Raw genomic sequence first — 19493 nt, 5'->3', positions numbered from 1 at the left:
GCGAAGCCAGTCGCTAAAAAAGCGGTAGCAAAGCCAGCAGCAAAAGCAGCAGCGAAGCCAGTCGCTAAAAAAGCGGTAGCAAAGCCAGCAGCAAAAGCAGCAGCTAAGCCAGTCGCTAAAAAAGCGGTAGCAAAGCCAGCAGCGAAAGCAGCAGCGAAGCCAGTCGCCAAAAAAGCGGTAGCAAAGCCAGCAGCGAAAGCAGCAGCGAAGCCAGTCGCTAAAAAAGCGGTAGCAAAGCCAGCAGCAAAAGCAGCAGCGAAGCCAGTCGCTAAAAAAGCGGTAGCAAAGCCAGCAGCAAAGCCAGCAGCAAAAGCAGCAGCGAAGCCAGCAAAAGTTGCGGCCAAGCCAGCAGCGAAAGTTGTAGCTAAGCCTGCAGTAAAAAAAGCAGCGGCCAAGCCAGCAGCGAAAGCAGCAGCTAAGCCAGCAACGCCAGATGCTAAAACGGTCGTAAGCCCGACAGCAGCATGGCCATTCCCTACAGGCACACGTCCAGCGTAATCGGATCGCTTGTACGCCTGAATTTCAGGCACAATACCCACTGCGTGATATTCACCCAGTGGGTTTTTTTTAGGGGTTAGAACAGTGTTGTATGGAATAGTGAGTTTTGTCGTTGATACGATTGCTGGTTTGTTCGCAGGTTTTCTATTGCTGCGGTTCTGGATGCAGGCACAGCGAGTCAGGCCGCCTATGGGGTTGGCACAATCCATTTTTCAATTGACAGATTGGCTGGTGCATCCGATTCGCCGCGTGATCCCAGGGTTTGCAGGTTACGACTGGGCTAGCGTGATTGCGACTTTTTTAGTCGCCTTGGTATCGGTATTAATCGATGTTCTGCCAACGTTTCAGCTCTCTTTGCCAGCGCTGGGTTTGCTGGCCTTGTTCAGAATGCTGCAATGGATATTGTATGGTTTGATGGCCTTATTGGTGCTGGAAGCGGTCTTTAGCTGGGTCAATCCCAATGCACCGTTTGCACCGTTTATTCGAGCGCTGAATATACCAATATTATCGCCCATACGAAAATTACTGCCCCCCTTGGGAGGCATTGATTTTTCGCCTATGGTTGCGCTGATCTTGTTGCAGGTGCTGAATCGATTATTGAGCGAATTACTGCCAAGAATCTTGTTGCTCTAACTCGACGATATCCTGATATTCGAAGTTTAAATTGGCGCTGGTCCGGTTGACTGGCGCATGATCAGTTCTGTTTGCAGCATTTCTCTTCGGAATGGTAACTCTGCATTCAGAATCCGGTTGACTAACACCCGCGCTGTCAAAACACCGATTTCATATTTGGGCTGCGCGATGGTGGTCAATGGCGGTGTGCTAAACGAGGCCAGCGCAATATCATCATAACCAACCACAGATAATTCATCGGGAATACGCATTCCGGCTTGCTGCGCCGCACATAAGCCGCCAATCGCCATTAAATCATTACTGGCAAAAATCGCGGTGGGACGATTAGGCAGTGCCAGCAATTGCTGAAATGCGCTAAAGCCGCCTTGGCTGGTGAAGTCACTATGCGCAAGGTAATCGCTGTTGTAATCAACTCCCGCCTCTTTCAAGGCGCGCAGATAGCCCGATACCCGATCGCCACTTGGTAACAAAGTCTTAGGGCCAGACACACAGGCAATGCGGCGATGGCCCAGATCGAGCAAATATTTCGTTGCCAGATAACCGCCTTGCTCATGGTCTGCTTCAATAAAGTCTGCGGCAACACCGGGTACTTCTCTATCGACTAATACTTTGGGGATGGCTTCATCTGCGAGTAATTGCGTCAGTTCCAGGTCAATGCCTGAAGAGACCAGAATCAATCCGTCTATTCGTTTTTCCATCAGCACGCGGGTGTAGGCGGCTTGCTTTTTCGGATCATCGTAAGAGTTGCACAGGATGATGTTGTAGCCTAAGCGAAAAGACTCGTCCTCTATGCCTTGGATGACCTCGGCAAAGTAGGGATTGGAATTGTTGGGGATCATCATTCCCAGGGTTTGCGTCTTATCATTCTTAAGACTGCGTGCCACAGCACTGGGAATATAACGTAGCTCCTGGATCACTGATAGCACGCGTTCGCGCGCATCTTCACTGACGACCCGGGTGTTGTTGATGACGTGAGAAACCGTAGTGGTGGAGACTCTGGCCTTCTCTGCGACCTGCTTCATTGTTGCCATAAAATTAGATCCTTTCTCTATATGAATTATGACGCATGAATTACAGAAAAGGGTACTTTTAAAAAAATGGCAATTTTATTTTAATCTAAGACTTACGCAAAATTGTCCCAGCAAGACGTAGCGACGATAGTACTTTAGTACAGCTAGGAGCTACAACGCAGCTGGGGCGGTTTTGCGTAAGTCTTATACTCAAAAATAAGTGCATTGCAGATGTGTTAGTGGAATAGTGGAATTTTGATGTCATCACTACGCCAATATTGCCGATGTCGTTCGGCATGTGTTATTAGATCTGGTACGCAAATGATGGCAAGCAGCTTGATTTTTTATCTAGACCAATTTGATTTAAGTCAGTCTTACAAGGATGATTAAAATATACTCCCCATAAAAATATTAGAAAATGCCGTATTGTCCAATCATTCTCTGGACAACTAATATATACAGTAAGGGAGTATATTTATGCGCAATAAGTTATCTGCACTTTGTACTCGTTGATTTCAGCTAAGAATTGCCATGCAAAATCGGACAGCAAAGACCAGGTTATGTGGCGAGCATCGATAACACCTTCTTCAACTTTCTGGAATTATTTGGTCGCGGGAGTAATCGCCAACCCCGCCAGCACCATATCAACGATCAGTTTTTCTGCATCATCAAAATCCTTGCGACTGAGCTGCTTGCGATTCATGACCAGGTTCATTTGAGTCGCAAAGTCTGCGTACGATTGCGTCATCGCCCAGATGGCGAAGAGTAAATGGGTAGGATTAACTGCGGCAATTTTGCCTTGCGCTATCCACTTCTCAAAAATCTCTATGTCTTTACGCAGCAGCGGCACGACTTTTTTACGGATATCTGCGCCGTATATTTTTGCTCCGCCTATCACTTCCATGGCGTACACGCGCGAACCCCAGGGCTGCTCGCGTGAAAATTGTAGCTTGGCGACGATGTAACTACGCAGCAATTCTTCTGGCTCGCGGCTATCATCGGCTAGGCTATTCATGCGCTCTAACCATACATTCAAAACATCATCCAGCACCCGCTGATACAACACAGGCTTGCTTGGAAAGTAGTACAGCAGATTTTGTTTGGAGAGGCCAACTTGTTCGGCAATGGTCGCAATTGAGGTGCCTTCGTAGCCGCACTCAGCGAATAGCCGTACGGCCTGTTCCAGGATTTCTGTTTCTAATTTGTCCCGGTTGATCAGGCGCCGGTTGACTTTAGTCGTGGCAGTTTTGGATTTTCCGGCGATAGATTTTTCAGTGTCCAAGAGTGTCATGGCAATTTTTTAGAAAAGTACTGAGTTGTTTGGATTGGGTATAAGCCACGTTGAAGCGAAACCAGATCGTATTGCACGCATCTAGCGTAAAAAATTCACCGGGCGACAACAGGATTCCCGCTTTGAGTGCCTGATCGGCATTCAGTTTGCCATTGAAGCTGAGTGTGGGTGTCGTCTCCCAGCCGGCACTAATAAACATCCCGCCGCGAGGTTTAGCCAACATCGTCATGCCGGCTTTTTGTAAGTTGCTAATGCTGCTATCGCGTGCGGTATCTAGCTGGCTGATCAGCTTTTCCAGCATGCGCCGGTAGGGACGCGCAGTGATGGCGTGCAGCACAGCGCGCTCATTGATCTCTGATGTGGTCAAACCCGTCAACATCTTGACGCGGACCAATTCAGAAATGAGTGATGCCGAGGCTGCAATCGAGCCTACCCGCAAGGTCGGTGACAGTGTTTTAGAGAAACTACCAACGCGGATAACCCGCCGTAAGCCATCCATCGCTGCCAGAGAAGGATCGCTGCGTGCACTTAGGTCGCGGTATATATCATCTTCCACCACCCAAAAATCAAAACGCTCTGCCAGTCCCAGCAGACGATGCGCCTGCGCATGACTGAGAGAAGTCCCGAGGGGATTTTGTAGCACGGTATTGACGAACATCAGTTTGGGCTGATGGCGGGTCGCTTTCTCTTGCAGTACATCAAAATCCAAACCGTGTTCGCCACGCGGAACACCAACGGGGATGCATCCATGATGACGTATCAGTGACAATAAATTGCTATAGCCGGGATCTTCAACAAAGACGCAGTCACCCGGTTTGGTCAGGGTGCGCAAGATCAGATCAAAACCATGGGTTGCACCATGCGTCAGCACAATCCGATCGGGCTCGACGGCGAATAGTTCATCCGCCAGGGTGCTTGCCAGATGTTGTCGCAGGCTGGGAAATCCTAGAGGATTGCCATAGCCACGTAAGCGCGAAGCAGGAATACGCATCGCGTGACGGATTGCGTCCAGAATCGTCGATTCGCCATACCATTCCGGCGGCAGCCAGCCAGAACCGGCAGGTAGGGCATCTGACACACCGGTATATAAATCGGGACTGAGCGCGTCAATATTCAGTAGCAGTGGTGCTGGCAAGATTGACCGTGCTGCAGGGATTTCAATGCGAGCTACAAAATAACCAGAGCCGCGACGCGATGACAATAGGCCCGTTGTCAGCAAACGATCATAGGATTCCACAACAGTAAAAGTGCTGATGCTATTGGATTTAGCAAATTGCCGGACAGAAGGCATTTTGGTCCCAACACGCAGCTCGCCGCTGTTCACCAGCTGCGTAATCGACTCCACAATCTGGTCCACCAAATTGCCGCGCCTGGTCCGGTCCAGAGTTAGGATGGGCCAGGCTGATGCACTACTGCGGATGGTACATGGCGTAGACAGATTGTCTGACTTTGCCACTCCTGCATCTTCCATCTTTCGCCTCCATTTTGGTCTGATCAGTTACCAGCTCACTGCAATACGTCGTGATATCTGAACTTAACTGTAGTGCTACGTCAACCTGTACGGTTGCTGATTTTTGAGCAAGCTGTATCTGTCGGGATTCTCATCCTGCCGCCTACTATTGCACCATAGTTTTACCACATGGTAAATAGTTTTTCCAAATTCAGGAGTGTCTTATGTATGAATCCCGCCCTAATGATATGCATCCATTTTGGATGCCGTTCACAGCCAACCGCGATTTTAAAAGTAATCCCCGGTTGATGGTCTCAGCTAAAGGCATGTACTACCGCGATGTCGATGGCAATACGATACTGGATGGTACGGCGGGTTTGTGGTGCGTACCGTTGGGACATGCACAGCCTAAACTGGTCAAAGCGGTACAAGATATGGTCGCTCAACTCGATTTTGCACCGACCTTCCAGATGGGGCATCCCTCCGCATTTGAGCTGGCAGAGCGTTTGATGACTTATACCAATCATCGCTTTGGACAGGTGTTTTATACCAATTCCGGTTCCGAGGCAGTGGACAGTGCCTTGAAGATGGCACTGGCTTATCACCGGGCTCGTGGCGATAGCACCCGCACCCGCTTGATCGGACGTGAGCGTGGTTATCACGGCGTCGGATTTGGCGGCATGTCGGTGGGCGGCATTGCGAATAACCGCAAAACTTTCGGCAGCCTGTTGCCTGGTGTAGATCACTTACCACACACCCACAATCTGGAAAAAAACGCTTTCACTCGTGGTGAACCTGAATATGGTGCGCACTTAGCCGACGAGCTAGAGCGCATTGTCGCTTTGCATGATGCCTCCACTATCGCCGCTGTGATTGTTGAGCCGCTTGCCGGTTCGACTGGTGTCTTGGTTCCACCCAAAGGCTATCTCAAACGCTTGCGCGAACTCTGTACCAAGCACGGCATTTTACTGATTTTTGATGAAGTGATTACCGGCTTTGGTCGTCTGACGACGCCGTTTGCATTTGATTATTTTGATGTCGAACCAGATCTGGTGACAGTCGCCAAGGGATTAACCAATGGCGTCGTACCGATGGGGGCGGTATTTTCTAAAAAATATATCTACGACACCATGATGCAAGGGCCGGATGGCATCGAGCTATTCCATGGCTATACCTATTCTGGCCATCCTCTGGCATGTGCTGCCGCACTAGCAATACTAGATATTTTTGAAGAGCAAAAAGTGCTGGAGCATGCCAGCAGCCTGACTGACTACTGGGCTGATGCAGTGCATTCCCTCAAGGGTTTGCCGCATGTGATTGACCTGCGCAATCTGGGTTTGATTGCTGGCATTGAGCTAGCGTCTATCCCTGGCAAGCCCGGCGCACGTGCTTTTAATGCTTTTAAGCGGGCATTTGCCGATGGCATTTTGATCCGCACCACCGGTGACATTATCGCTTTATCACCACCACTAGTATTAGAGAAATCCCATATCGATGAGTTGTTTGGCAAGCTTGCCGCTATTTTAAAAACCTTAGATTAATGAAGCGAGTGTCTGATTGTGAACCCATTATTGCGTCCTGAATTGAATCCTGAATTAAGTATTGAAACTATTCCCCATTTCATCGCAGGTGCACGTGTGGATACTGATAGCGGTCGTTATGCCGATGTGTACAACCCGGCTTTGGGAGTACCCATCGCGCGCGTGGTGATGGCATCTTCCGCCGATGTGGATAAAGCCGTTGCCGCAGCAGCGAAGGCTTTTCCCGCATGGGCAAATACACCACCGCTGACACGTGCCCGCGTCTTGTTCCGTTTTTTACACTTGATGCAAGAAAATGCAGATCGCTTTGCCGGGATACTCACTCGTGAGCATGGCAAAACCTTTGCTGACGCGCAGGGCGAGGTGGCTCGCGGTATTGAAGTGGTCGAATTTGCCTGCGGCATTCCACATATGTTGAAAGGGGAATTCAGCGATCAGATTGCACGTGGGATCGATGCTTGTTCATTCCGTCAACCATTGGGTGTTGTAGCTGGAATTACGCCGTTTAATTTTCCGGCCATGGTGCCTATGTGGATGTTTCCTATCGCGCTAGCCTGCGGAAATACATTTGTTCTAAAACCCTCTGAGCGCGATCCTTCTGCCTCCATTTTGCAGGCAGAACTATTGAAACAAGCCGGTTTGCCCGATGGCGTATTCAATGTTGTACAAGGCGACAAGCTGGCGGTAGATGCTTTGTTGGATCACCCGCAAGTGCAAGCGATTAGCTTCGTCGGATCGACTCCTATTGCAGAATATATTTATACGCGGGGTAGCGCTGAAGGCAAGCGCGTACAGGCGTTGGGTGGCGCAAAAAATCATATGGTCGTCATGCCGGATGCAGATATGGACATGGCTGTGGATGCCTTAATCGGTGCCGCCTATGGCTCTGCTGGCGAGCGCTGCATGGCGATTTCTGTCGCTGTTGCAGTTGGCAATGCTGCCGATCAGTTAGTTGCAGCCTTAGCTGAGCGCACTCTTGCGCTCAAGATTAACGACGGTATGGCAGACGGTGCAGAAATGGGGCCAGTGGTCAGTCTGGCGGCTAAGCAGAGGATAGAAAAATTGATCGGACAAGGTGTAGAGGAGGGCGCCACGCTAGTGGTGGATGGACGCGGTTACCAAGTCAGCGGACGAGAAAACGGCTTCTTCGTTGGCGGTACATTGTTTGATCATGTGACTTCCAATATGACCATCTATCAGGAAGAAATTTTTGGGCCGGTTTTATGCGTTTTGCGGTTGCCAGATATAGCAAGTGCCGTAGATCTGATTAACCGTCATGAGTATGGCAACGGTGTTGCCATCTTTACGCGCGATGGCGGGGTAGCACGCGAGTTTGTGCGTCAAATTCAAGTTGGTATGGTTGGCGTGAATGTCCCTTTGCCGGTACCGATGGCTTTTCATAGTTTTGGCGGCTGGAAGCGTAGTCTGTTTGGTGATCATCATGTCTATGGGCCGGAAGGTGTGCGTTTTTATACACGCTCCAAAGCCGTTATGCAGCGCTGGCCGGATGCAAACAAAGGCCTTGCTACTGCCGGTGCTGAGTTTGCGTTTCCACAAATGAAGTGATCATCCTGCGGCGCAACAATATCTCGTGGTAACTGGCAGATAAGCAGCAAGCAAGTAGCTGGTAATCATTTGGTAAGTAGTAAAGGAGTGGTAAGTCAACAGTGGATGAGCAGTGCAGCAATAGTGCAAAAGTAGTGTGCTCAGTTGGTGCAAGGAAAATCGTTTATGTATCAAAATAAAGCAGGAATTTAACAAAAAACTATTAAGAACGAGGAAAAGCGGCAGAGTATTTGTTTTTACCAAGTGGTAAATATTGGCACGAGGTTTGCTAGTAATCTGATATAAATCGGTATCCGCAATCGGATTTCCTATATGCCGGACTTGCACTTTGCCTAATGCTGTAACAAATGCGATCTGTAAAACTGAGCCATAACATAAGTGAGCCTGTATTCATTTGGGTCAATAGTTTTCCAGTAAAAATGACGTGTCAAAACACCGAGTAAAGACCTAAGTAAAAACCTAGGTACTAAAAATTAGGAATGCAATCATGATTGAAGTCTTAAGCAGATTGACCAAGCTAGAGCACCTCGGACATCCGACTACCAGCAAAGAAGAGCTGGCAAGCCGGTTCACTGATCTGGTGCCCGCACTGACAGCGCGCCAGGCACTAATAGAAAGCCAGCGCTGCCTGTATTGTTACGATGCGCCGTGTACCCGTATCTGCCCGTCAGACATTGATGTTGCTAGCTTTATCCGCAATATCGCTAACGAAAATATCAACGGCGCAGCAAAAACTATTTTGCAAGAGAATATTTTCGGTGGCAGCTGTTCACGTGTTTGCCCTACCGAGATTTTGTGCGAGCAATCCTGTGTGCGTAATCATGATGCGGAAGGGCAGCCAGTCAAAATTGGTCTTTTACAACGTCATGCCATTGACAACATGCAGTTTGACAAACATCCTTTTGAACGTGCAACCGTGACAGGGCGCACGGTTGCTGTCGTGGGCGCCGGACCGGCAGGTCTGTCCTGCGCGCACAGACTGGCAATGTTGGGTAACGATGTCGTAGTGTTCGAGTCGCATGCAAAAGCAGGTGGTCTAAACGAATACGGTATTGCTAAATACAAGTTGCCAGATGATTTTGCACAGCGCGAAGTCGACTTTTTATTGGAAATTGGCGGTATCACGATTCAATACGGACAAACTCTGGGCGGTAATTTGAAGCTCTCTGATTTACGTCAGCAATATGATGCGGTATTTTTAGCCCTAGGACTTGGCGCAAGCCGAGAACTTGGTTTGACTGGTGAGGATGCCGCAGGCTTACTCTCCGCAGTCGACTATATCGCTGAACTCCGTCAAGCCGATGATTTGAGTAAATTGCCACTGGCATCCCGTTGCCTGGTGATTGGTGCAGGTAACACCGCAATTGATATGGCAGTGCAGATGGCACGACTAGGTGCCGATGATGTAACCGTGGTTTATCGGCGCGGTACAGAGTCCATGTCCGCCACTGAACATGAGCAAGATATCGCCAAGGCACATCAAGTGCGTCTGAAAACATGGGCACAACCACAACAAATATTATTGGATGAAGCGGGTCGCGTACGCGGTATGCGTTTTGAAAAAACCCGTATGGATGGTGCTCGCCTGGTCGGTACAGGAGAAAGCTTTGATATCGCTGCCGATGCTATTTTTAAAGCGATTGGACAATCATTAGATGCAGCATCGATCAATGATGCCCTGGCTGTGGAATTGGAAAAGCAAGGCGATAAAATCCACGTGGACGACAGCTTCCGCACCTCGGTTTCGGGCGTCTATGCTGGGGGTGATTGTGTCGCGCCGGGGCAAGACTTGACGGTGCAGGCGGTACAGCACGGCAAGCTCGCCGCAGCTGCAATTCATCAAGACTTATTGTCCAACTCACTTTCTAAAAAAGAGGCTGCATAATGGCCGATCTCAGCATTAATTTCGCCGGTATTAAATCTCCTAATCCATTCTGGCTGGCATCTGCGCCACCGACTGATAAGGCATATAACGTGATCCGCGCTTTTGAAGCAGGTTGGGGCGGCGTAGTCTGGAAAACTTTGGGCGAAGATCCGGCGCCGGTGAATGTCTCCTCCCGCTACTCTGCCCATTTTGGTAAAAATCGTGAAGTCATTGGCTTCAATAATATTGAACTGATTACTGACCGTAGTCTGGACATCAACCTGCGTGAAATTACCCAAGTCAAAAAAGACTGGCCGGATCGCGCAATGATTGTCTCCATGATGTATCCATGCGAAGAGGCGATCTGGAAAACAGTTTTGCCCTTGGTCGAAGCGACCGGCGCTGACGCGATAGAACTCAATTTTGGCTGCCCGCATGGTATGCCAGAACGTGGCATGGGCGCTGCCGTCGGTCAAGTACCCGAGTATGTCGAAATGGTCACGCGCTGGTGCAAGCAATATTGTTCTTTACCTGTCATCGTCAAGCTCACCCCGAATATTACCGATGTCCGCATGCCTGCGCGCGCTGCACACAATGGTGGTGCAGATGCAGTCTCTTTGATCAATACGATCAACTCCATTACCTCAATCGATCTGGACAATATGGTGGCCCGTCCTATTGTGGGTGGTAAAAGTACACACGGCGGTTACTGTGGATCAGCTGTCAAACCAATTGCACTCAATATGGTCGCAGAAATCGCACGTGATCCTGCTACGCAGGGTTTGCCGATTTCTGGTATCGGCGGTATCGGTAACTGGCGTGATGCTGCAGAATTTATAGCCCTCGGAGCCGGTTCTGTACAAGTTTGTACTGCTGCAATGCTGCATGGTTTTCGTATTGTTGAAGACATGAAAGATGGCCTGTCGCGTTGGATGGATGAAAAAGGCTATGCCACGATAGAAGATTTTCGCGGTAAAGCTGTTGCCAATACGACGGATTGGAAATATCTGAATATGAACTTCAAGAGCATCGCTCAGATCGACCAGGATAGTTGTATCCAATGCGGTCGCTGTTACATCGCTTGCGAAGACACTTCACATCAATCCATTTCACAACTGATTGCAGACAACGGACAACGTAAATACGAAGTCATCAAAGAAGAGTGTGTCGGCTGTAACTTATGTCAGATTACTTGCCCCGTTGAGAATTGCATTACGATGGTCGCGGAAGAGACGGGCAAACCTTATATGAACTGGACGCAAGACCCGCGCAATCCTAGAGCGGAGAATCTGGTCAAGGCATAAATCAAGCTGTCCTTACTTATTGATTTCAAATACAGCGTTTAAATATACAGGTCTTAACATATGGATTGCGCTCTTTAAAGGCGCAATCCTTTTGCATTAACAGGCATCCTCAAGATTTTAAGTAAGTCCAACTGAAGGAGAGGTAAACGTGAACAAGACCACCGCAAGCAGCGCACTCTGGAACGAAGATCTGGCACCGACGAGCGAGAGTCAGCGTACCTGGCGCTGGTATCACTTTGCCGCATTGTGGGTGGGCATGGTCATGTGCATACCCGCCTATACTTTGGCGGCTAGTTTGATTGAAGGTGGTATGTCTGCATCGCAAGCGGTGGTAACGGTTTTTCTTGCTAATGCTATTGTGCTGGTGCCTATGCTGCTGATCGGACATGCCGGTACCAAGTACGGTATTCCTTATGCGGTGCTGGCTCGTTCTTCATTCGGTACCAAAGGTGCACGCTTGCCAGCATTGATGCGCGCGATTGTGGCATGTGGCTGGTACGGGATTCAAACCTGGTTTGGCGGCATGATGATTTATACCTTGGCAGGTGTGTTGCTCGGCCATCCTCTGGGCGGCGATAAGATCGCTGGCCTTGGTATTAATGCGGCGCAGTTCGCGTGCTTTTTAGCGTTTTGGGCGATCCAGTTCTGGTACATTTTTCACGGTATGGATTCGATTCGTAAATTAGAAACTTATACCGCGCCTTTGAAGATCGTTATTTGTTTTGTCCTGCTCGGTTGGGTATATAACAAGGCGGGTGGCTTTGGGCCAATTTTGGATCAACCGTCACAGTTTATTGAGGGAGGCAAAAAGGCCGGACAATTCTGGACTACGTTCTGGCCTTCGCTCACTGCGATGATAGGGTTTTGGGCGACGCTGGCATTGAATATTCCCGACTTCACTCGTTTTGCTAAAACTCAGCGCGATCAGCTTATCGGTCAAAGCGTGGGTTTGCCAGTGCCGATGGCATTGTTAGCCATGCTGGCGGTGATTGTGACTTCTGCCACGGTAGTTTTGTACGGCAAAGCGATTTGGGATCCGGTTGATCTTGCTAGTCGTATGACAGGTGTTGCGGTATTGATCGCTCTGTTGATTTTGTTGATTGATACTGTCAGCGTTAATTTAGCCGCCAATCTGGTTGGTCCTGCATATGATTTTTCAGCACTCAACCCTAAACTAATTTCCTATAAAACGGGTGGCTACATCACAGCGTTTATCGCGATTGCCATGATGCCATGGAAGATTTTAGAATCAACCCAAGGGTATATTTTTACCTGGTTGATTGGCTACTCAGCGTTGTTAGGACCAATCGCCGGTATATTAATAATCGACTATTACTTTATTCGTAAAACCAATCTGGATGTAGCTCAGCTCTACCAGGAAAACGGCAAATATTCTTACGGCAACGGTTGGAACATGGCAGCGATTGTCGCCTTTGTAATCGGTGTTGTGCCCAATATTCCCGGATTTTTAAATGCAGCATTTCCCACATCCTTCCCTGATGTTCCGGGAATATTAAAAACAATTTATACCTACGCTTGGTTTATCGGTCTGGTGTTATCAGGTTTAGTATATTTAGTCATGATGCAGGGTAAATCGGATCAGGTAGTAGCTGTGCTGCAACCTACTAAATAATCAGGAGACAAATATGAGCATATTGATACGCGGCGGTACTGTCGTTAATGCAGACCGTGAATTTCGTGCTGACGTTCTGTGCCAGGATGGCAAAATCATTGCGGTAGGTGAGCATTTATCCGCTCCTGCGGATACTGAAATTATTGACGCCAGCGGTCAATATGTCATGCCCGGTGGGATTGATCCGCATACACATATGAACCTGCCTTTTATGGGCACAGTGACCGCAGACGATTTTTTTACCGGCACTGCCGCAGGTCTGGCCGGCGGAACCACTACCATTATTGATTTCGTTATTCCGGACCCTAAACAGCCTTTAATGGATGCCTATAAAACCTGGCGTGGCTGGGCAGAGAAGTCAGCCGGTGATTATAGTTTTCACGTCGCAGTAACCTGGTGGGACGATAGCGTGCATGCTGATATGGGCACACTAGTGCGCGACTATGGTGTGAATAGCTTCAAGCATTTTATGGCCTATAAAAATGCCATCATGGCCGATGATGAAATTTTGGTAAAAAGTTTCTCACGTGCGCTGGAACTAGGTGCCATGCCGACCGTACATGCAGAAAATGGCGAGCTGGTTTTCTTACTCCAACAAGAGTTATTAAAAAAAGGCATTACCGGTCCAGAGGCACATCCCTTATCACGTCCGCCGATGGTAGAGGGTGAGGCTGCCAACCGGGCAATTGCAATTGCCAATGTGCTCAATACACCGGTTTATATCGTGCATGTCTCCTGTATAGAATCGTTGGAGGCAATTACCCGCGCCAGAAGTAAAGGCCAAAGGGTATTTGGTGAAGTGCTTGCCGGACATCTGACGATAGACGACAGTGTATATCGCCATCCTGATTTTGATTTTGCGGCAGGTCATGTCATGAGTCCGCCGTTCCGCTCAAAAGAACATCAGGCCGCTTTATGGCAAGGTCTGCAAGGAGGCAATCTGCACACAACGGCAACCGATCATTGCACCTTTTGCGATACGCAAAAAGCCGCGGGAAAAAGCGACTTTACCAAAATACCGAACGGTTGCGGTGGCGTTGAAGATCGTATGGCGGTGATCTGGGACGCAGGTGTTAACAGCGGCAAATTAACGCCATCAGAATTCGTCAAAGTGACCTCCACTAACGCCGCACAAATTTTTAATATCTATCCTCGTAAAGGGGCAGTTGCAGTTGGTGCAGATGCCGATGTCGTGGTGTGGGACCCGCAAGGCACGCGCACGATTTCCGCTAAAACTCAATTTGCTAAAGGTGGATTTAATGTCTTTGAGGGACGGACCGTACGTGGTATTCCTAGCCATACCATCAGCGCAGGCAAGCTAGTATTTAAACAGGGTGAATTACGCGCGGTCCAGGGTGCAGGACGACATGTCGACCGACCAGCATTTTCCCCAATTTATGATGCATTAGGCCGTATGGCAAGCCAGGCTGCACCCAAAGCAGTGCAGCGCTAAGAATAATTAATCACATCTGATAGTAGGTACAGCAACAGATTAAAAAGGACAAAATAATGAGTACGGATATAACTAGCGTAAGAATCAACGGTGACCGTCTATGGAAATCCTTAATGGAACTGGCGCAAATCGGCGCAACCCCTAAAGGCGGCGTCAAACGTCTGGCATTGACCGATCTTGATAAGCAAGGCCGCGATTTAGTCACAGGCTGGGCGAAGCAAGCCGGTATGTCGGTCACTATAGACAAAATTGGCAATGTCTTTATGCGCCGTGACGGCACTAATAATAGTTTGCCACCGATTGTCTCCGGCAGTCATATTGATACCCAGCCAACGGGCGGTAAGTTTGATGGCAACTACGGTGTTTTAGCAGCCTTAGAAGTTGTGCGCACGCTCAACGATCGCAAGATCAAGACCGAGGCGCCGATTGAGGTTGCCTTCTGGACAAATGAAGAAGGTTCTCGGTTTGTTCCGGTGATGATGGGGTCAGGTGTTTTTTGCGGCGCATTTACCTTGGAGCATGCGTTTGCGGCAGAAGATGTAGATGGAAAAACGGTGAAGGATGAGCTGGAGCGCATCGGTTATCTGGGTACGCAAACTCCCGGTGATCATCCGATTGGCGCCTATTTCGAAACCCACATCGAACAAGGCCCTGTATTAGAAGATGCCGACAAGGTCATTGGCGTGGTACCTGCGGTCATGGGTTTATCTTGGTACGACTGCGTTGTCACAGGTATGGAAGCGCACGCGGGCCCAACCCCGATGCATCTGCGTAAGGATGCTCTGCAAATCGCAACAAAAATTATGCAAGAGGTCGTCAATATTGGTAACCGCTATCCTCCATATGGACGCGGCACTGTCGGTATGGTGCAAGTATTCCCGAACAGCCGTAACGTGATTCCAGGCGAAGTCAAATTCAGTATTGATTTACGTAATGTGAACGATGAATTACTCAACACCATGGATCAGGAAATACTGGCGTTTATCGACAAAACGGCGAGTGATAGCGGTTTGAAAATCAGTATCGAACGCGTCTCTTATTACCCGCCTTGTCCTTTCCATCCGGATTGCGTTGATGCGGTGCGCAGCGCAACCGCCAAGCTGGGTTACTCCACCATGGACGTAGTATCAGGTGCGGGACATGATGCAATTTACACGGCAAGACTGGCGCCATCCGGAATGATTTTTGTGCCCTGCAAGGATGGGATTAGTCATAACGAAATTGAAGACGCTAAATCGGAGCATTTGGAGGCGGGTTGTAATGTGTTGTTGCTGGCGATGTTAGAGCGGGCAAAAATCGTAGCCTGATGTGTCGACTTAAAAGTTCGGTAGAGCCAGTACATAGCTAGTACGAGTTTTTACTCTCTTTTCCGCATGCGGGAGAGGCTTAGGGTGAGGGTATGTTCGTCGTTCTTATTACTGGCAGTTATTGTTTTTAGATTGCAGGCTGGCGGTAGACCGACGGCTACTCACTTTTCTTGCTTCGCCAAAGAAAGAAGTCAAAGAAAGGCGACCGCGAAGTCACTGCCCCTTCGGGGTTCCCGTTTTTATCCGTCAAAAATGGGAAAAGTTCGAAACTCGCTTCGCTCAGACAACGAAGCTTTCTTATCCATTTTTAACGGATAAAAACGGCAGTGCCACAACGGAATTCCAACTTCAAAAGCTAGTTCAAAACTAACTTCAAAAGCTATTTCAAAACCAACTTCAAAAGCTGCGCCTCAGCCAATTTATCTTGCTTCTCAAATTCCCGATTTGAATCCATAGTTTCCTCACAATGGTCAACCGCATCGGGCATAATAATCTCCATCTAACTCTCCACTCCAAACCGCAAGGACGCCCATGGATTTGATTATTCGTAACGCCAATTTACCCGATGGTCGTACCAATATCGATATAGCGATTGAGTCTGGTCGCATCGTCGCGATAGATCACAAGTTGCCAGCACGAGCGGTGCAAGAAATAGATGCCGCTGGCAATCTGGTATCGCCACCGTTTGTCGATGCGCACTTCCATATGGACGCGACGCTTAGCTATGGTCTGCCGCGTGTCAATCAGTCAGGTACTTTGCTAGAGGGGATTGCATTATGGGGCGAGCTGAAGCCGCTGCTGACGCAAGATGCGTTAGTGCAAAGAGCGATGCAGTATTGTGATTGGGCGGTCGGGCGTGGCTTGCTGGCGATACGGTCGCATGTCGATATTTGCGATGATCGTCTGCTGGCAGTTGAGGCTTTACTGGAGGTCAAAAAACGTGTCGCAGCTTATATCGATTTGCAATTGGTCGCTTTTCCGCAAGATGGCATATTGCGCAGCGCGACGGCGCTGACTAATTTAAAGCGGGCAATGGCGATGGGCGTTGATGTGGTCGGAGGCATTCCGCATTTTGAACGCACGATGGCCGATGGTGCGGAGTCCGTCAAAATCCTGTGCGAATACGCTGCTGACAACGGATATCGTGTGGACATGCATTGTGATGAATCGGACGATCCTTTGTCGCGCCATATCGAAACATTGGCCTATCACAGTCATCGGCTGGGTATGCAAGGCAGAGTGACTGGCTCCCACTTAACCTCGATGCATTCGATGGATAACTACTATGTCAGCAAGTTGCTGCCGTTGATACGCGAAGCCGGTGTCGCAGCGATTGCTAATCCGCTCATTAATATTACCCTGCAAGGTCGTCACGATACCTATCCAAAAAGACGTGGCATGACGCGGGTGCCAGAAATGTTGGCCTCCGGGATTGATGTCGCATTTGGTCAGGATTGCGCGATGGACCCGTGGTATAGCCTGGGTTCTGGCGACATGTTAGAAGTCGCACACATGGGATTGCATGTAGCGCAGATGACCGGGCAAGAGGCAATGCGCGCGTGCTACCGCGCCGTCACAGAGACGCCAGCGACCATCTTGGGTTTAGAAGGCTACGGTATCCAAGTCGGATGTCATGCTGATCTGGTGATACTTGACGCCGCCAATACAATAGAAGCAATACGCCTGCGTGCCGCCAGATTAACCGTCATACGACGCGGCAAAGTCATCAGCCAGATGCCTGCTGCCAAAGCTAGTTTGCAACTTGACGGCCGGCCATCACAGATTAATTTCAGGTTGTCTTAAGACATTTGTTAATTTTTTCAAAATATATACTCCCTGTATGTATATATTAAGTGTCCTTGTGTTATGTGGTCGATAGGGAATTTTTTAAATAAATTATGGGGAGTATATTAAGTCTGTATATCTTTGTGTGAAGCCCTGTTTTAGCACACGAAAATCTTCCCGGTTAATGACAGCGTGACAGCGTGCAGATTTCAGCTTTGAACTTCATGGCCTCGCGCAAGTCATACTCATTGCATCACATTTGCCCTTGGCATACAGTGACTACCGTATTTCCTATTGATCAAAAAGAGGACTCCTATGCGACCACCACTCTCCGCGACACTGCTTCTGTTGACGCTAATTGGCAGCACCAACCTTAGCGCCAACGCACAGACAGAAGAACAGCGCAGCACGCTTAACGATCAGCAAGAAGTTGCCGTCACGATTTATAACAATAATCTGGCCTTAATCAAAGATCAGCGCAAAATTCAACTCAAGAGTGGTGTCTCTTCGCTCGCCTTCCGCGATGTCAGCGCTAATATGCGGCCAGAAACCGCTTTGCTGCGCAGCATTACATCGCCAGGCAGCTTGTCGGTGCAAGAGCAAAATTTTGATTTTGATTTGCTAACGCCGCAAAAATTATTAGAAAAATACGTCGGACGTAATGTCAATGTGATCCGCACCAATACCGCGACCGGTGCAGAGACGACAGAATCTGCTCAGGTACTTTCTGCCAAAAATGGTGTCGTGCTAAAAATTGGCGACCGGATAGAAACCGGCGTGCCAGGCCGTATTGTGTACAACGATGTGCCGTCCAATCTGCGTGACCGGCCAACTTTGGTTATGGCATTGGATAACAAAGGTGCGCAGCAACAAGCGGTTGAGTTAAGTTATCTGACAAGTGGGCTAGCATGGAAAGCAGACTATGTTGTTGAACTTAATCCGGCGGAAGATAAGCTGGACATTTCTGGCTGGGTCACACTGACCAATACCAGTGGCGCAGCGTATCGCAATGCTAAATTGCAACTGGTTGCTGGCGATGTGCATCAGGTTCCTGATCAATCTCAGAGGGTACAGGTAACAGGTTACGCGGTCGCTGCCCAGCCAGTGATGAAGAGGGCGATGATAGAAGAATCTCTGTTTGAATATCACTTATATACCCTAGACCGTTTGACGACGATTGCCGAAAATCAAACCAAGCAAGTCGCTCTGTTATCCGGCAGTGCCGTGCCAGCGCACAAAGAGTTATTGCTCCGCGGTAGCGATTATTACTACCAAAGTAGTTACGGTGATATCGGTCAAAAAATCAAAGTCGCTGCCTTTATTGAGTTCGATAATAAAGAGAGCTCACACCTCGGCATGCCAATCCCCAAAGGCACTATCCGCGTCTATAAAAAAGATAGTGCAGGTAATGCCCAGTTTATCGGCGAAGACAATATTGATCACACACCGAAAAATGAAAAAGTCCGCATCAAATTGGGTGATGCTTTCGACGTTACTGCCGATAAAAAGCAAACGGACTTCAAGAAAATTTCTGGCACGGGAAAATACAATTCCAACTTCGAGAGCGAGTTTGAAATCGTATTGAAAAATGCTAAAAAAGAAGCTGTCGTCGTCACAGTACAAGAGCCAGTGCCAGGCGATTGGAAGATCATCAGCGAGAGCCAAATGCACTCTAAAGATGCCAGTAATACCGCGGTCTGGAAAATCAACGTACCGGCAGAAGGCAGCACCAAGCTGGTGTATCGCACGCAAGTCCGCTATTGATCGCAATAGCAAACGTGGTTCAGTGTTTGTAGTAAAAGAAGATATCTGGCGCAATCCGTGAGTCGTACGGATTGCGCTTGGTAGTTGATATCGCCCAAGGATTTATACGCTAGTTAAATAATATACCCTATGGAAGTATATTTTAATTGTCCAAGTATATATTGGTCAGTAATGAATATTGAGTAAAAAAATAGGGGAGTATATTGATTCTTGCGGTCGCATGCATCAATCCCTTAAGCACAATAATGGTGTTTGATGCAATATAAGCTCCGCTATCGCTTGTCTAAATAACCCTAGACAACACCAATCACCAGACCACCCGTATGCGCCCAGTGTGCAATCGGACCGAGTACGCCAATCCAGCACAAAGCAACCCAACCCAATATCATCACGA

Annotated in this window: 14 protein-coding genes; 11 read left to right on the top strand and 3 right to left on the bottom strand. The window is 48.7% G+C overall.

Going from position 1 to position 19493, the window contains the following annotated elements:
- Window positions 1-498 (top strand): histone (locus AAKU61_RS03125; protein WP_354329581.1); only part of this gene is annotated, 498 nt, incomplete at its 5' end.
- A 99-nt stretch (window positions 499-597) separates the two neighbouring features.
- A complete protein-coding gene (locus AAKU61_RS03120; protein ID WP_354329579.1) occupies window positions 598-1131 on the top strand; it encodes a YggT family protein in 534 nt (177 codons plus the stop codon).
- Between the two features lie 26 nt (window positions 1132-1157).
- On the opposite strand, the gene AAKU61_RS03115 is transcribed toward AAKU61_RS03120, so the two are convergent.
- The 3 genes from AAKU61_RS03115 to AAKU61_RS03105 form a co-directional block, all read right to left on the bottom strand.
- A complete protein-coding gene (locus AAKU61_RS03115) occupies window positions 1158-2162 on the bottom strand; it encodes a LacI family DNA-binding transcriptional regulator (RefSeq protein ID WP_354329577.1) in 1005 nt (334 codons plus the stop codon).
- 580 nt (window positions 2163-2742) lie between these two features.
- Complete coding sequence (locus AAKU61_RS03110) at window positions 2743-3432, bottom strand: TetR/AcrR family transcriptional regulator (RefSeq protein WP_354329575.1); 690 nt, start codon at window positions 3430-3432, stop codon at window positions 2743-2745.
- A complete protein-coding gene (locus AAKU61_RS03105) occupies window positions 3413-4903 on the bottom strand; it encodes an aminotransferase-like domain-containing protein (protein WP_354329573.1) in 1491 nt (496 codons plus the stop codon). Before AAKU61_RS03105 ends, AAKU61_RS03110 begins: the two co-directional genes overlap by 20 nt.
- A 203-nt stretch (window positions 4904-5106) precedes the next feature.
- Here AAKU61_RS03105 and aptA point away from each other — a divergent pair, with 203 nt between their 5' ends.
- The 9 genes from aptA (at window position 5107) to AAKU61_RS03060 (ending at window position 19099) form a co-directional block, all read left to right on the top strand.
- Window positions 5107-6423: an omega-aminotransferase AptA gene (gene aptA, locus AAKU61_RS03100; protein ID WP_354329571.1), complete on the top strand. Its 1317-nt coding sequence runs from the start codon at window positions 5107-5109 to the stop codon at window positions 6421-6423.
- Between the two features lie 60 nt (window positions 6424-6483).
- The gene (locus AAKU61_RS03095; RefSeq protein WP_354329587.1) at window positions 6484-7989 is read left to right on the top strand and encodes a CoA-acylating methylmalonate-semialdehyde dehydrogenase; all 1506 of its coding nucleotides are present in this window, start codon (window positions 6484-6486) and stop codon (window positions 7987-7989) included.
- A gap of 487 nt (window positions 7990-8476) precedes the next feature.
- A complete protein-coding gene (locus AAKU61_RS03090) occupies window positions 8477-9874 on the top strand; it encodes an NAD(P)-dependent oxidoreductase (protein ID WP_354329569.1) in 1398 nt (465 codons plus the stop codon).
- Complete coding sequence (preA, locus tag AAKU61_RS03085; RefSeq protein WP_354329567.1) at window positions 9874-11157, top strand: NAD-dependent dihydropyrimidine dehydrogenase subunit PreA; 1284 nt, start codon at window positions 9874-9876, stop codon at window positions 11155-11157. The genes AAKU61_RS03090 and preA overlap by 1 nt, the downstream gene beginning before the upstream one ends.
- Before the next feature lie 148 nt (window positions 11158-11305).
- A complete protein-coding gene (locus tag AAKU61_RS03080) occupies window positions 11306-12790 on the top strand; it encodes an NCS1 family nucleobase:cation symporter-1 (RefSeq protein WP_354329565.1) in 1485 nt (494 codons plus the stop codon).
- 13 nt (window positions 12791-12803) lie between these two features.
- A complete protein-coding gene (hydA, locus tag AAKU61_RS03075) occupies window positions 12804-14243 on the top strand; it encodes a dihydropyrimidinase (protein WP_354329563.1) in 1440 nt (479 codons plus the stop codon).
- A 56-nt stretch (window positions 14244-14299) separates the two neighbouring features.
- Entirely contained in the window at window positions 14300-15550 is a 1251-nt protein-coding gene (locus AAKU61_RS03070) for a Zn-dependent hydrolase (RefSeq protein ID WP_354329561.1), read from the top strand.
- A gap of 531 nt (window positions 15551-16081) precedes the next feature.
- On the top strand, window positions 16082-17353 hold the full coding sequence (locus tag AAKU61_RS03065; RefSeq protein ID WP_354329559.1) for an amidohydrolase family protein: 1272 nt from the start codon (window positions 16082-16084) through the stop codon (window positions 17351-17353).
- A gap of 297 nt (window positions 17354-17650) precedes the next feature.
- Window positions 17651-19099, top strand: coding sequence for a DUF4139 domain-containing protein (locus AAKU61_RS03060; RefSeq protein WP_354329557.1), 1449 nt, complete (start codon window positions 17651-17653; stop codon window positions 19097-19099).
- Window positions 19100-19493: the final 394 nt, after the last annotated feature.

The sequence above is a fragment of the Undibacterium sp. GrIS 1.2 genome (assembly GCF_040544435.1).
Lineage (GTDB): Bacteria > Pseudomonadota > Gammaproteobacteria > Burkholderiales > Burkholderiaceae_D > Undibacterium.
This window is presented reverse-complemented; position numbering and strand designations above follow the sequence as displayed.